We start from the raw sequence: 13043 nt of genomic DNA on the forward strand, positions 1-13043 counted from the left end.
TCTGCCCTGACTGCGCCAGGTCTTCGATGCTCCGGGCTGCGGTGCCGGGCGGGTTGAGGGTCCCGTCCCGGCGCCGCGGCCCGCGGGTGTTCCGGGGGCCGCCCCCGTGTCCCGGGGCGGCCCGCCGGCCGTCGCGGCCCGTGCGCCCGCCGCGTACGGGAGCCGAACGCACGACTGCCCTCCGCACCCCCTGTCCTCCCCGTCCCGCCGGTCCGGGACCGGACCGGCGGGGGCCGGCGGTCAGCGGGTCTCGGTGACCTTCGCCAGGGCGCGGGGCGCGTCCGGGTCCTGGCCGCGGGCGATGGTCACCTCGTAGGCCAGCAGTTGCAGCGGCAGGATCTCCAGGACGGGCTGGAGCTCCTCGGGCAGTTCCCCGGTCGGCAGGACGAAGCCCGCCGAGGCCCGGGCGACCTCCGCCTCGGGTCCGACGACGACGAGGTCGGCGCCGCGGTCCCGCAGCCGGTCCAGGACGGGCCGCAGCGCCTCGCCGCCCTTCCCCTCGGGGACGACGGCGATCACCGGGGAGACGTTGTCGACCATCGCCAGCGGGCCGTGCAGCAGATCGGCCCCGGAGTAGGCCAGGGCCGGGATGTAGCTGGTCTCCATCAGCTTCAGGGCCGCCTCCCGGGCGGTCGGGTAGCCGTAGCCCCGGGAAGTGAGGACCATGCGTTCGGCGAAGCGGTAGCGGGCGGCCAGCCGCCGCACCTCGTCCCGGCGGGCCAGCACCGTCTCGGCCAGGTCCGGCAGCACCTTGGCCGCGGCCCCGTCCCCGCCGCGCAGACCGTCCACCAGGAGGTAGAGCGCCAGCAGCTCGGCGGTGTAGGTCTTGGTCGCCGGCAGGGCCCGCTCCGGGCCGGCCAGCACGTCGATGTGGAACTCGGCGGCCGCGGCGAGCGGGGAACCGGCGTTGTTGGTCACCGCCAGGGTGACGGCACCGGCCTCGCGGGCGGCCCGGGTGGAGGCGACCAGATCCGGTGAGCCGCCGGACTGGCTGACGGCGATCACCAGGCAGTCGGTGAGGTCCTGGCGGGCCCCGTAGGCGGTGGTGGTGGACATGGAGGTCATCCCGCAGGGCCTGCCCAGCAGGATCTCCAGCAGGTACTTGGCGTAGAGGGCGGCGTTGTCGGAGGTGCCGCGGGCGGTGAGCAGCACGAAGCGCGGGGCGCGGGCCGCGATGCGCTCGGCGGTCTCGCGGATCCGCGGGGCGCCCTCGACGAGGATCCGCCGCAGCACAGCGGGCTGCTCGGCCGTCTCGGCGGCCATGAGCCGGCCCGGCCGGCCGCCGCCTTGCGGGGCGGCCGGATTCGCCGGGGGGTGCGCCGGCTTCACCGGGTCGGCTGCCGGGTTCGTGGCGGACATGCTGGGGGTCTCCCGTCTTCCGTGGTGCCGGTGCGGTCCGGTCGCGATTCCGGGCGCCGGCCGCGGGGTGTGCGTCCGGGTTCAGCCGTCGGCGCCGTCAGCCGCCGGCCTTCCGGCCGGTGATGACCTCGGCGGCGGCCCGTCCGCAGACCCGGGCGGCGCCGTGGGTCGCGATGTGGAGGGCGCCGGACGGCGGTGCCTGGGGCAGTCCCATCTCGACCACGACCGTCTCCGGCCGGGCGGCGATCAGCGCGCGCAGCGCGTCGGCCATCCAGGGATGCCGGTGGACGTCGCGTACCACCACGACGATCCTACGGTCGGCCGCGTCCGCCAGCACCCGTGCGGCCAGCGCGTCCGTGCCCGCCGCGGCGGCCCGGTCGCGGTCCCAGGAGCCGGCCGCGGTGCCCGGGAGGAGTTCCGCCAGCTCGCCGGCGAGCCCCCAGGGGGTCTCGTCGCCGACGGCGATGTTGGCGACGGGAGCGAGGGAGACGACGTACGGCGGCTCGGTCACCGGGACCCAGTCCGCCCCGTCGTCCGCCCCGCCGGTGATCCGCAGGGCGCGGCGGGCGGCGGCCAGTCCGACCCCGGGGTCGGGGGGCACGGCACGGGCGCCGGCGGCCGCCCGCGCGGTCCAGCGGGCGAGCGCGCGGACCCGGTCCGCGGCGTCGGCGAGCCGCTCCTCGGCCAGCTCCCCCTCGGTCACCGCCCTGACCAGGGCGTCGCGCAGGCGCAGCACGGTGTCCTCGTCGGCCAGTCCCCCGCCGACGCAGATGGCGTCCGCGCCCGCGGCGATGGCCAGCACGCTGCCGCGCTCGATGCCGTGGGTGGCCGCGATGGCCCGCATCTCCATGCCGTCGGTGACGATCAGTCCCTCGAAGCCGAGTCCGCCCTCGCCCGCCGGTGCGCGCAGCAGGCCGGTCAGGGCGGCCGGGCTGAGCGTGCCCGGCAGCGCCGGGTCGAGGGCGGGCAGCAGGATGTGCGCGCTCATCACGCACTTGCTGCCCGCGGCGATCGCCGCCCGGAAGGGGACCAGCTCGCGGGCGTGGAGCGTGTCCAGGTCGGCGTCGATGCGGGGCAGGGCGTGGTGGGAGTCGACGGCCGTGTCGCCGTGCCCGGGGAAGTGCTTGGTGCAGGCGGCGACCCCGGCGGACTGCAGTCCCGTCACCCAGGCGGCGGTGTGCCGGGCCACCAGGTCCGGGGCGGCGCCGAAGGCGCGGACGCCGATGACCGGGTTGTCGGGGTTGGAGTTGACGTCGGCCGAGGGCGCCCAGTTGAGGTTGACCCCGCACTCGGCCAGCCGCCGGCCCAGCTCGCGGGCGACGGCACGGGTCAGTGCGGTGTCGTCGACGGCGCCGAGGGCGAGGTTGCCGGGGAAGGAGGACCCGGTGCGCGCCTCCAGCCGGGTGACGTCACCGCCCTCCTCGTCGACGGCCACCAGGACCTCGGAGCGGACCCGGCGCAGCTCCCCGGTGAGCGCGGCGAGCTGCTCGGGGGAGGCGATGTTGCGGCCGAACAGTCCCACCGAGACGAGCCCCTCGTCCAGCCGGCGCAGCAGCCAGCCGGGGGCGGTGGTGCCGGTGAAGCCCGGCTGGAGGACGGCGAGGGCGTTGCGGGTCAGGGTGTCGGTGGCGCCGGTGAGAATCGTCATGGCCGCGCGCTATCCCTTCACTGCGCCGGAGGTGAGTCCCGCCGCCATCTTCTTCTGGACGATCATGAAGAAGATCACCACGGGAAGGGCGATGAGCACGGAGCCGGCCATCAGGGCGCCGTAGTCCGTGCCGCGGTCGGTGGTGAAGTTCATCAGCCACACGTTGAGCGTGTACTTCTCGTTGTCCTGCAGGAGGATGTAGGCGAACAGGTACTCGTTCCACGCGGTGACCAGGGCGAAGATGGACGCCGCCGCGATTCCCGGGGCGACCAGCGGGAAGATCACCCGCCAGAAAGCGCCCATCCGGGTGCAGCCGTCCACCATCGCGGCCTCCTCCAGCTCCCTGGGCACGTTGATCACGAAGCCGCGGATCATCCAGGTGGTGAAGGGAAGTACGGAGACCATGTAGACGACGATCACGCCCCAGTACTCGTTGAGCGCGCCCAGGCTGTTGAGCTGGACGTAGATGGGGATGAGCATCGCGGTCGGCGGCAGCAGCTGGACGAGGATCAGCACCGTCATGAAGGGCCTGCGGCCGTAGAACTCGAAGCGCCCGATGGCGAATGCCGCGATGGTGCCGATGAAGATTGCACCGGCGACCGAGGTGACGCAGATGATCAGACTGCTCTGGATGGCGGTCCAGAAGTTCGGGGCCTCGGTGGCGCGGACGAAGTTGTCGAGGGTGAGGGAGGAGGGCCACAACGTCTGGTCATAGCTGCGGATCTCGCGGTTGGGCCGGAAGGCGCTGACGACCAGCCAGTAGACCGGGAAGGCCATGACGGCGAAGGCCACCAGTCCCAGCACGTCGTACAGCAGCCGGTTCCGCTTCCGGTCCGGGCGCAGCTCGTACGCGGACGGGGTGCCGGAAGCCGCCTCGGGAGCCGCCGCCGGAGCGGCGGCGGTCGGGGTGGAGGTGCTCACTCGACCTCTCCTGTCTTCATCAGCTGACGCAGGTAGTACACGGCCACACCGGACAGCAGCAGCACGGTGATGAGCGCGATGGCGGTGCCCTGGCTGAACGAGGCGCTCTCGAACGCCTTGCTGAACGAGTACAGGCCCAGCAGTTCGTACTCGGGCTCCGGCTTGTTGGCACGCATCAGGAAGATCTGGCCGAAGACGTTGAAGTCCCAGATCACCGAGAGGGTGGCCACCATCTGGAAGACCGGTTTGATGACCGGGAACACGACGCTGCGGAAGACTCCGAGAGCCCCCGCGCCGTCCAGTTGCGCGGCCTCCTCCAGTTCCTTCGGCACCTGGGTGAGGGCCGCGTAGAGAGTGATCACCACGAACGGGATCGCGCCCCAGACCACCACCGCGCCGATGACGGTGAAGCCCTGCCAGGGGTTGAGGAACCAGTTGTGCCCCTGGAAGTCCACTCCGGGAAGCCTGCTGAGCAGGTTGTTGACCACGCCGTAGTCGGAGTCCGACAGCCAGCGGAAGATCGAGGTGGCCACCAGCAGCGGCATCGACCACGCGGCCACCAGCGCGCCGGTGAGCAGCAGCCGCACCCAGGTGGACAGCCGCTGCATCAGCAGGGCCAGCAGCAGACCCAGGCCCATGGTCGCCGTGACGCAGACGACCATGAACAGCACGGTGCGGAACGTGACCGTCCAGAACTCCGGGTCGCCCAGGATGTTGGTGAACTGCTCGAATCCCACCCACGGCGGGGTGGTGCCGCCCCACAGGTGGGTGCGGCGCATGTCCTGGAAGGACATGATCACGGTCTTGACCAGTGGGTAGGCGAAGACGGCGCCGATGGCGACGATCGCCGGGCCGATGAGCAGGTACGGCAGTCCGCCACCCGCCGCGGCGCCGGGGCCCCGGCGCCGCGGGAACGGCCCGGAGCCGCGGGAGTCCCCGGACTCGGGGGACGGCCGGGACGGCTGTGGCGACCCGGTCTGCTGGGACGGGACCGCCGGCGGATCGGCGGCCTTGGTGTCGGCGGTCACGGTGCTGGCCTTCCGTTCGTTGTCGTCACCGAACTGTTCACCGAAGGGGCGCGGCGGGCGGGCCGCCGGGGGCGGCCGTACGCCCGCCCGCCGGGGAGCGGGGAGCGGGCCGGGGGGCGGGGCTCCCCGGCCCGCTCCCCGGCCGCGGCTCAGACCTCGCTGTTGATCAGCTCGTCGATCTCCTTGTCGGCCTTCTCGGTGGCTTCGGCCACCGAGGTGCCCTTGAGGATGTCCAGCAGCATGTTCTCCAGCACGCTCTGGTTCTCGATCGCGGTCCAGCCGGGGGCGATCGGGGTGAACCAGGCGTCGGGCACCGCGTTGGCGATCGGGGCGGTCTCGGGCTTCGCCTTCAGCGGCTCGAGCTGCTTGGTGTTGTTGGGCAGGATGTTCTTGGAGGCCAGGACCTCCATGGACTTCTCACCGGTGAACAGCGAGATCCACTCCTCGGCGAGGTCCTTCGCCTCGGACTTCTGGATCACCGCGAGGTCGGAGCCGCCGATGAAGGACGGCAGGGCCTTCCCGTCGGGGCCGGGCATGCCGGCGGTACCGATCTTGCCCTTCAGCTCCGGGTTGCCGTTCTCGCCCTCGACGACGCTGCCGGCCTCCCAGCCGTTGCCGTAGATCAGGGCGGCCTTCTCGTTCGCCATGACGTTGGCGTGGTCCTGCTCGTCCTTGGTCCGGTCGCCGTTGTTGTACTTCTTCACCAGGCCGATGAAGTGCTCGATGCCCTCCCGGGCCTCGGGGGTGCTCAGGGTGGCCTTCCACTCGCCCTTGCCCTCGTCGTACTCGGCGATCTGCCCGCCGTACGCGGCGACGTAGGACATGGCGGCGTACCAGTAGCGGCCGGGCAGGTAGAGGGGGGAGAACGCCTTGTCGTCGCCGTACTCGGCGGCGACCTCGTCGAGTGCCGCCAGCAGCTCGTCCTCGGTCTTCGGCAACTCCTTGACGCCCGCCCCCTTGTCGAACATCTCCTGGTTGTAGATGGCGACGCGCGCACCCGCGTAGTAGGGGACGCAGTAGAGCTTGCCCTCGTAGGAGCAGGTGTCCTTCAGGCCCTGGATCCAGGTGTCGGAGTTGTCGTACTTCTCCGGGTCGATCTCGGCGAGCGCGCCGTTGAGGATGTAGGTCATGGTCTCGGTGTTGCCGAGCTCGACCACGTCCGGGAACTTGCTGCCGCCCAGCGCGGCGTCGAGCTTCTTGGCCTTGTCGCCCCACTGCTGGTACTGGATGTCGACCTTGACCTTCGGGTACTTCTTCTTGAACTGCGCGTTGACGTCCTTGACCAGTTCCGGCCAGGTGCTCTGCGCGTCGTTCATCAGCCACACGGTGAGCGTCTCGTCGCGCTCCCCGGGGTCCTTGGAGGCGCTGTCCCCGCCGTCCGACCCGCAGGCCACCACGCCGGCCATCATTGCCGCGACACCGACCGCCGCTATGCCCTTGCGCTTCACGTCACTCTCCTCCGGGATGCCAGGAATCTCCCGCCCACCGCCCGAAAAAGCCCCCGTCCACCGCCCGGGAGCTCCGCTCCCGCCGGCCGCGCCGGACGCTCCCCGCCGACGACGCCGTGCTCCGCGGGCACCGGTTTCCGGCCGGTGCCCGACGAGTACTGCCCTTGGGGGCCGGGATGGTCTTTAATGGTGTAGACCAGTTCCCGCAGCTTGGCCTAGACCTAGTCCGGTGTCAACGGTGCACGATTCCCGGCTCCCCTTCCGTTACCGGACCGACATCTGGGCCGGAACGCCGCGGGGAGCGGGTGCCGTGCCACCATGTGAGCCGCCGGAGGCGGGAGCGGGTCGCACATGAGACCGTGACCGATCCGGACGGGTCACGACACGAGTCGGGAAGGCGTGCGATGGAGAACGCGGGCACCCGCGCCGCGGGGGACACCGGGATCGGCGGCGGCGTCGGCAGTGGAGCCGGCGGCGGCACGGGCGGACGCACCGCGCGCGTGCCCAAGTACTACCGCCTCAAGCGCCATCTGCTGGAGATGACCGAGACGCTGCCCCCCGGCTCGCCGGTCCCCCCGGAGCGCACGCTCGCCGGCGAGTTCGACACCTCCCGCACGACCGTGCGCCAGGCGCTCCAGGAACTGGTCGTCGAGGGTCGCCTGGAGCGCATCCAGGGCAAGGGCACCTTCGTGGCCAAGCCCAAGGTCGCCCAGGCGCTCCAGCTCACCTCCTACACCGAGGACATGCGCGCCCAGGGCCTGGAGCCCACCTCCCAGCTGCTGGACATCGGCTACGTCACCGCCGACGACCGGCTCGCCGAACTGCTGGCGATCCCCGCCGGGGGACGTGTCCTGCGCATCGAGCGGCTGCGGCTGGCCAGCGGCGAGCCCATGGCCATCGAGACCACCCACCTCTCCCAGAAGCGCTTCCCCGCGCTGCGTCGCAGCCTGGTGAAGTACGCCTCCCTCTACACGGCCCTGGCCGAGGTCTACGACGTCCACCTCGCCGAGGCCGAGGAGACCATCGAGACCTCCCTGGCCACCCCGCGCGAGGCCGGGCTGCTGGGCACGGACGTCGGGCTGCCGATGCTGCTGCTCTCCCGGCACTCCCGCGACACCGGCGGCGAGCCGGTGGAGTGGGTCCGCTCGGTCTACCGGGGCGACCGCTACAAGTTCGTCGCCCGCCTGCAGCGCCCCGGCCGCGGCCGGTAGCCCCGCACGGCTCGGCTCCGTACGGCCCCGGCCGGCTCCCGTCTCAGGTCCGCCGGGTCCGCCGGGTCCGCCGGACCTGACGGAGTCTCCGGCTCCGGTGGCACGAGCGTCACCCGATGGTGAACTCCCTAGTGACGCGGGCCGATTGACTGCCTTAAATTTCCTCGTCGCAGTCAACGGTGATCGCCTCAGGACGGAGCCCCACGCCATGTCCGCACCACCGGAAAGTCCCCGGCCGCGCCCGGTCGTCACCCCCGCCCGGGTGGTGATCGGCCTGTGCCTGTCCGCCCCCTTCGTCGCGATGCTCTGGGTCGGCTCCTACGCCAAGACCGAGCCGGCCGTCGCCGGAATGCCCTTCTTCTACTGGTACCAGATGCTCTGGGTGCCCCTCTCCGCCGCCCTGACGGCCCTCGCGTACGTACTGGTGCGCCGCGAGCGGACGGCACGGCGCACCGCGGCGGCGGGCGGCGAGCGGCGCACGGGCGGTGAGGAGGGGTGAAGGAGGGAGTCAACGTCGTCGCGCTGGCCGTCTTCGTCTTCTTCTTCGCCCTGGTGACGGTGATGGGATTCCTGGCCGCCCGCTGGCGCCGGGCGGCCAATGCCGAGAACCTCGACGAGTGGGGACTGGGCGGACGGAGCTTCGGCACCTGGATCACCTGGTTCCTGCTCGGCGGCGACCTCTACACCGCCTACACCTTCGTCGCGGTCCCCGCGGCGATCTACGCGGCCGGCGCGGCGGGCTTCTTCGCGGTGCCGTACACCATCCTCGTCTACCCGCTGATCTTCACCTTCCTGCCCCGGCTGTGGTCGGTCTCGCACCGCCACGGCTACGTCACCACCTCGGACTTCGTCCTGGGGCGGTACGGCTCGAAGGGCCTGTCGCTGGCCGTCGCCGTCACCGGCATCCTCGCCACGATGCCCTACATCGCGCTCCAGCTCGTCGGCATCCAGGCGGTGCTGGACGTGATGGGGATCGGCGGCGGCGAGTCGACGCACTGGTTCATCCGGGACCTGCCGATCCTGGTCGCCTTCGGTGTGCTGGCCGCGTACACCTACTCGTCCGGGCTGCGCGCGCCCGCGCTGATCGCGTTCGTCAAGGACACGCTCATCTACCTGGTCATCGCGGTCGCCATCATCTACATCCCGATCAGACTCGGCGGCTTCGACGACATCTTCGCCGCCGCCGACGCGAAGTTCGCCGAGACCGGCACCGGGACGGTGATCCCGGGCGAGGCGGCCCACTGGGGCTACGCGACGCTGGCGCTGGGCTCGGCACTGGCGCTGTTCATGTATCCGCACTCGATCACGGCGACCCTCTCCAGCGGCAGCCGCGAGGTCATCCGGCGCAACACCACCATCCTGCCGCTGTACTCGCTGATGCTCGGCCTGCTGGCGCTGCTCGGCTTCATGGCGATCGCGGCCGGGGTGCGGGTGGAGAACGGCCAGCTCGCCATCCCCCAGCTCTTCGAGAACATGTTCCCCGACTGGTTCGCCGGGGTGGCCTTCGCGGCCATCGGCATCGGCGCGCTGGTACCGGCGGCCATCATGTCGATCGCGGCGGCCAACCTCTTCACCCGGAACATCTACAAGGACTTCGTCAAACCGGACGCGACCCCGGCCGAGGAGACCCGGGTGTCCAAGATCACCTCACTGCTGGTGAAGGTGGGCGCGCTGGTCTTCGTCCTCGGCATGGACAAGACGGTGGCCATCAACTTCCAGCTGCTGGGCGGCATCTGGATCCTGCAGACCTTCCCGGCGATCGTGGCCGGCCTGTTCACCCGGTGGTTCCACCGCTGGGCGCTGCTCGCCGGCTGGGCCGTCGGCATGGTCTACGGCACGGTGGTCGCGTACAACACCTCCAGCCCCACCCAGAAACACTTCGCCACCAGCTCGGACACCATCCCGCTCATCGGGGAGATCGGCTACATCGGTCTGACCGCCTTCGTGCTCAACCTGCTGGTGACGGTCGTGATGACCGTCGTGCTGCGCGCGGTGAAGGCTCCCGAGGGCATCGACCGGACCGCCGCGGACGACTACACCGCGGACGCCGGCGACCCCGGCGTCCAGCGCGAGCTGCCGCCGCCCACGGTGGACGTCCGGCACTGACGTACGGGCGACCGGCCCCGCCGCCCGTACGTCCCGCGCACCCCGCCGGCAGCGGCCGCCGGCCCGACTCGGCCGGTCCGCCGCCGGCGGGGTGCGGCATGACGGCCGCCGAAACCGGGCGGGCGCGGGAGGTGACCGAGGCGCGTGACGCGGTAACCCGGACCCCGACACACGGCCTCACACCTGTGGAGGGTCCATGCGGGAATCCTTCTCCCTCGGACATGTCGCCGGCATACGGATCGGGGTCAACTGGTCCGTACTGGTGATCTTCGCCATCATCGCCTTCGGGCTCGCCGAGGGCCGTCTGCCCCAGGCCCATCCCGACCATCCACGGTTGCTGTACTGGGGCCTGGGGCTGGCCACGGCCGTGGTCTTCTTCGGCTCGCTGCTGGCCCACGAGCTGTCCCACGCCGTCATGGCCCGGCGGCACGGCCTGGAGGTGGGCGGCATCGTCCTGTGGCTGTTCGGCGGTGTCGCCCGGCTCGGCGGGGACGCCCCGAACCCGCGGGCCGAACTGCGCATCGCCGGTGTCGGCCCGCTGGTCAGCCTGCTGCTGGGGCTGGGCTTCGCCCTGATCACCTGGCTGCTCGCCGTGACGACCGGCATCACCCTGGTGTCGGAGGCCTTCGCCTGGCTGGCGGGGATCAACATCCTCCTGGCGCTGTTCAACTCCATACCCGCCGCTCCCCTCGACGGCGGCAGGCTGCTGCGCGCCTTTCTGTGGTGGCGCACGGGCGACCGGCTGCGCGCTGCCTCCGGCGCCTCCAGGGCGGGCCAGTTCACCGGCTGGCTGCTGACCGTCCTCGGCCTGTACCAGGTGCTGCTGGGCCGTGCGTTCGGCGGCATCTGGCTGGTGCTGATCGGCTGGTTCGTGCTGGCGGCCGCCTCGGCGGAGGGCGGCCAGGCGCAGGTGCGCAGGCTGCTGGCCGGGGTGCCGGTGCGGGAGGTCATGAGCTCCGCGCCGGTCACGGTACCGCCGGACCTGCCGGTCGAGGACTTCCTGGCGGCGCCGCCCGCCGGCCGGCGGCACGCCACCTTCCCGGTGACCGCGGACGGCGGCGGGCCGGTCGGCCTGCTGACGCTGGACCGCGCCCGGCGGGTGCCGCCCGGGGAGCGGCGCTCGACGACCGCGGGCGAGGTGATGGCGCCGATGGACCGGGTGGTGACGGCGGGCCCGGACGAGTCGCTGGCGGAGGTGCTGCCGCGGATGGACGGCTCGGAGGAGCGCCGGGTGCTGGTCCTGGAGGAGGGCGGCCTGGTCGGCATCGTCTCCCCGTCGGACATCAGCCGCGCGGTGAACTGGGCGATGTCCTCGGGGGCCCCGGGGCCCTCCGGCATCCGCTAGTGCGGTGACCGGGAAGGTCTGCCGGGGAGTGCCGTGCCCGGACCGCCGGACCGGTGAACCTCCCCGGACACAGCGCCGGGCCCCCGGGGACCGGCCGGCCGTCAGTCGTTGGGCACCGTCTCGTAGCGCGGGGTGCCCTCGGCCATCTGCTTCAGCACGTCCTTGCGCTCCCGCTTGGAGAGCCGGTCGATGTAGAGATAGCCGTTCAGGTGGTCCGTCTCGTGCTGGAGGCAGCGCGCGAAGTAACCGGTGCCCCGCACCCTGATCGGCCTGCCCTGGGCGTCCTGCCCGCGCACGACGGCGTAGTCGGGGCGGGCGAGCGAGGCGTACGCGCCCGGCACCGACAGACAGCCCTCGTTGGAGTCGTCCAGCACCCGGCGCTCGGCGGGCAGTTCCTCCAGGACCGGGTTGCACACGACGCCGACGTGCCGCACCCCGTCGTCGTCCGGGCAGTCGTAGACGAACACCTTCAGGTCGACGCCGATCTGGTTGGCGGCCAGGCCCACGCCCTCGGCCGCGCGCTGGCTGGCGAACATGTCGTCGACCAGTTCCGCCAGCCCGTCGTCGAACTCGGTGACCTCCTTGCACTCCCGGTGCAGCACCGGATTGCCGACGACGGTGATCGGACGGGCGGTGCCGCGCTCGCGGTGGGTCCGCTCGCGCTCCTCGCAGTCCTCCGTGTCGACGATGAATCCCTCGTCGTCCACCCGCTGACCGGTCTCGTGCTCCGCCATCTGAGTCGTACGCCTTCCTCGGTGCTCCACCACGACCCGTACAGAGTACGGGCACGCCGGGACACGATGTGCCCGTTGCCGAACGGCCGGACCGGCCTCAGCAGACCTCTTCCAGATCCCGCCACTCACGGGTGTCCGGGCTGTCGGCGACCCAGCCGTCCAGCAGCCCGCGCACCAGCCCGGCCGGAGCCGCCAGACCGCACTCGCGCTCGGGCACCCACAGCTCGCCGGACGTCATGTGCCCCAGCGGACCCGGACGGCCGGGAACGCTGTGGTCGTGCGGATCGTGCCGGGGCGCGCCCTCGCCCTCGTCGGCGGGCATCCGGCTCTCCGAGCAGGACCGGCACAGCAGCCGCACCGACGAGGACCAGTCCTCGGCCGCGAAGCCGGCGTCCGCCGCCAGCCGCTCCAGCGCGTCCCGGTCCGCCTCGGTCGCCGCCTCCAGCAGCACCACCCAGGTCGGCACCGGGGAGGGCGCCCAGAGTTCTATCTCGTCGAAGACCGGATAGGTGTGACCCGACACGGTGGTCCGCTCGCCGTGCGGTACGCCGTCGTGGAGCACCACCTCGCCCCAGCGGCGCCCGGAGGAGGGCAGCGGAATGCTCTGCACCTCGACGCGGGCCGGGTCCAGCCGGCGGCCCCAGACCACCTCCGCCTCGCCCTCCGGCGACAGGCGGACGGCGGCACTGCCCAGCCGCATACCGGTCGGCGGTCCCGCCGGGCCGCCGTCGTCCCCGGCGCGGGCCGCCTGCTGGGAGTGCGCCGCGTCCGGCACCCGCAGCCCGTACGCCTGCCAGGCGCGCCGGGCCAGCGCCCAGTCCTGCAGGGCGGTGGCCGCGATGCCGACGTTCCACCAGTCGGGTGCGCCGGTTCCCCGTTCCAGCAGCGCGACCGCCCGCAGCCCGGCCGCCCGGGCCTGCTCCCAGTCGTGCCGGAACTTGTGCAGCAGGGCGAGGTTGAACCAGGACTCCGACAGCCACGGCTCCAGGTCGGCGGCACGGGTCAGCAGCTCGCCGGCGTCCTCGTAGCGGCCGTCGCCGATGAGCGTGAACGCGCGGTCGGTGGCCAGCCGCCAGTCGACGGAGGGCCGGTGCCGTGTCCTGCCGAAGATCCTCACGATGTTCCCGCCTGACTCCCGCCTGCTGCTCCGGCCGCCGCCGCGGCCGTTCCCGCGTCCTTCGCGTCTCTCGCGTCCTCGTGTCTCCCGGGTCTTCCGCGGTCACTGCCGCGGTTCCCGGTTCGC

The 13043-nt window shown here is 72.2% G+C and carries 11 protein-coding genes; 4 read left to right on the top strand and 7 right to left on the bottom strand.

The window, feature by feature from the left end; translation table 11 throughout:
* Positions 1–240 precede the first annotated feature (240 nt).
* The 5 genes from V1L54_RS05340 to V1L54_RS05360 form a co-directional block, all read right to left on the bottom strand.
* Entirely contained in the window at positions 241–1263 is a 1023-nt protein-coding gene (locus V1L54_RS05340) for an SIS domain-containing protein (protein ID WP_330116744.1), read from the bottom strand.
* Between the two features lie 193 nt (positions 1264–1456).
* Positions 1457–3007, bottom strand: coding sequence for a glycoside hydrolase family 3 protein (locus V1L54_RS05345; protein WP_330116679.1), 1551 nt, complete (start codon positions 3005–3007; stop codon positions 1457–1459).
* Positions 3008–3016: 9 nt separating this feature from the next.
* Positions 3017–3928, bottom strand: coding sequence for a carbohydrate ABC transporter permease (locus V1L54_RS05350; protein ID WP_443076486.1), 912 nt, complete (start codon positions 3926–3928; stop codon positions 3017–3019).
* Positions 3925–4956, bottom strand: coding sequence for a carbohydrate ABC transporter permease (locus V1L54_RS05355; protein WP_330116680.1), 1032 nt, complete (start codon positions 4954–4956; stop codon positions 3925–3927). Before V1L54_RS05355 ends, V1L54_RS05350 begins: the two co-directional genes overlap by 4 nt.
* Positions 4957–5105: 149 nt before the next feature.
* Positions 5106–6404 carry a sugar ABC transporter substrate-binding protein gene (locus V1L54_RS05360; RefSeq protein WP_330116681.1) on the bottom strand — a complete coding sequence of 433 codons (1299 nt, stop codon included), beginning with the start codon at positions 6402–6404 and terminating at the stop codon, positions 5106–5108.
* A gap of 404 nt (positions 6405–6808) precedes the next feature.
* Here V1L54_RS05360 and V1L54_RS05365 point away from each other — a divergent pair, with 404 nt between their 5' ends.
* From V1L54_RS05365 to V1L54_RS05380, 4 genes are all read left to right on the top strand, one after another.
* On the top strand, positions 6809–7615 hold the full coding sequence (locus V1L54_RS05365; RefSeq protein ID WP_330116682.1) for a GntR family transcriptional regulator: 807 nt from the start codon (positions 6809–6811) through the stop codon (positions 7613–7615).
* 208 nt (positions 7616–7823) lie between these two features.
* Positions 7824–8114, top strand: coding sequence for a DUF3311 domain-containing protein (locus tag V1L54_RS05370; RefSeq protein WP_330116683.1), 291 nt, complete (start codon positions 7824–7826; stop codon positions 8112–8114).
* Entirely contained in the window at positions 8111–9721 is a 1611-nt protein-coding gene (gene mctP / locus V1L54_RS05375) for a monocarboxylate uptake permease MctP (RefSeq protein ID WP_330116684.1), read from the top strand. The genes V1L54_RS05370 and mctP overlap by 4 nt, the downstream gene beginning before the upstream one ends.
* A 196-nt stretch (positions 9722–9917) precedes the next feature.
* Positions 9918–11066 carry a site-2 protease family protein gene (locus V1L54_RS05380; RefSeq protein ID WP_330116685.1) on the top strand — a complete coding sequence of 383 codons (1149 nt, stop codon included), beginning with the start codon at positions 9918–9920 and terminating at the stop codon, positions 11064–11066.
* A 101-nt stretch (positions 11067–11167) separates the two neighbouring features.
* Here V1L54_RS05380 and def read toward each other — a convergent pair whose 3' ends face one another.
* Together def and V1L54_RS05390 are read right to left on the bottom strand one after the other, a co-directional pair.
* Positions 11168–11800: a peptide deformylase gene (def, locus tag V1L54_RS05385; RefSeq protein ID WP_330116686.1), complete on the bottom strand. Its 633-nt coding sequence runs from the start codon at positions 11798–11800 to the stop codon at positions 11168–11170.
* A gap of 97 nt (positions 11801–11897) precedes the next feature.
* Positions 11898–12917 carry a tetratricopeptide repeat protein gene (locus tag V1L54_RS05390; protein ID WP_330116687.1) on the bottom strand — a complete coding sequence of 340 codons (1020 nt, stop codon included), beginning with the start codon at positions 12915–12917 and terminating at the stop codon, positions 11898–11900.
* Between the last annotated feature and the right edge of the window lie 126 nt (positions 12918–13043).

The organism is Streptomyces rubellus, from assembly GCF_036323805.1.
Classification (GTDB): Bacteria; Actinomycetota; Actinomycetes; order Streptomycetales; family Streptomycetaceae; genus Streptomyces.

Excerpts from the sequence above, each read along its gene's own strand:
- V1L54_RS05340 (WP_330116744.1), bottom strand. The coding sequence starts at position 1,263 with ATGGCCGCCGAGACGGCCGAGCAGCCCGCTGTGCTGCGGCGGATCCTC.
- V1L54_RS05345 (WP_330116679.1), bottom strand. The coding sequence starts at position 3,007 with ATGACGATTCTCACCGGCGCCACCGACACCCTGACCCGCAACGCCCTC.
- V1L54_RS05365 (WP_330116682.1), top strand. The coding sequence starts at position 6,809 with ATGGAGAACGCGGGCACCCGCGCCGCGGGGGACACCGGGATCGGCGGC.
- V1L54_RS05370 (WP_330116683.1), top strand. The coding sequence starts at position 7,824 with ATGTCCGCACCACCGGAAAGTCCCCGGCCGCGCCCGGTCGTCACCCCC.
- V1L54_RS05380 (WP_330116685.1), top strand. The coding sequence starts at position 9,918 with ATGCGGGAATCCTTCTCCCTCGGACATGTCGCCGGCATACGGATCGGG.
- def (WP_330116686.1), bottom strand. The coding sequence starts at position 11,800 with ATGGCGGAGCACGAGACCGGTCAGCGGGTGGACGACGAGGGATTCATC.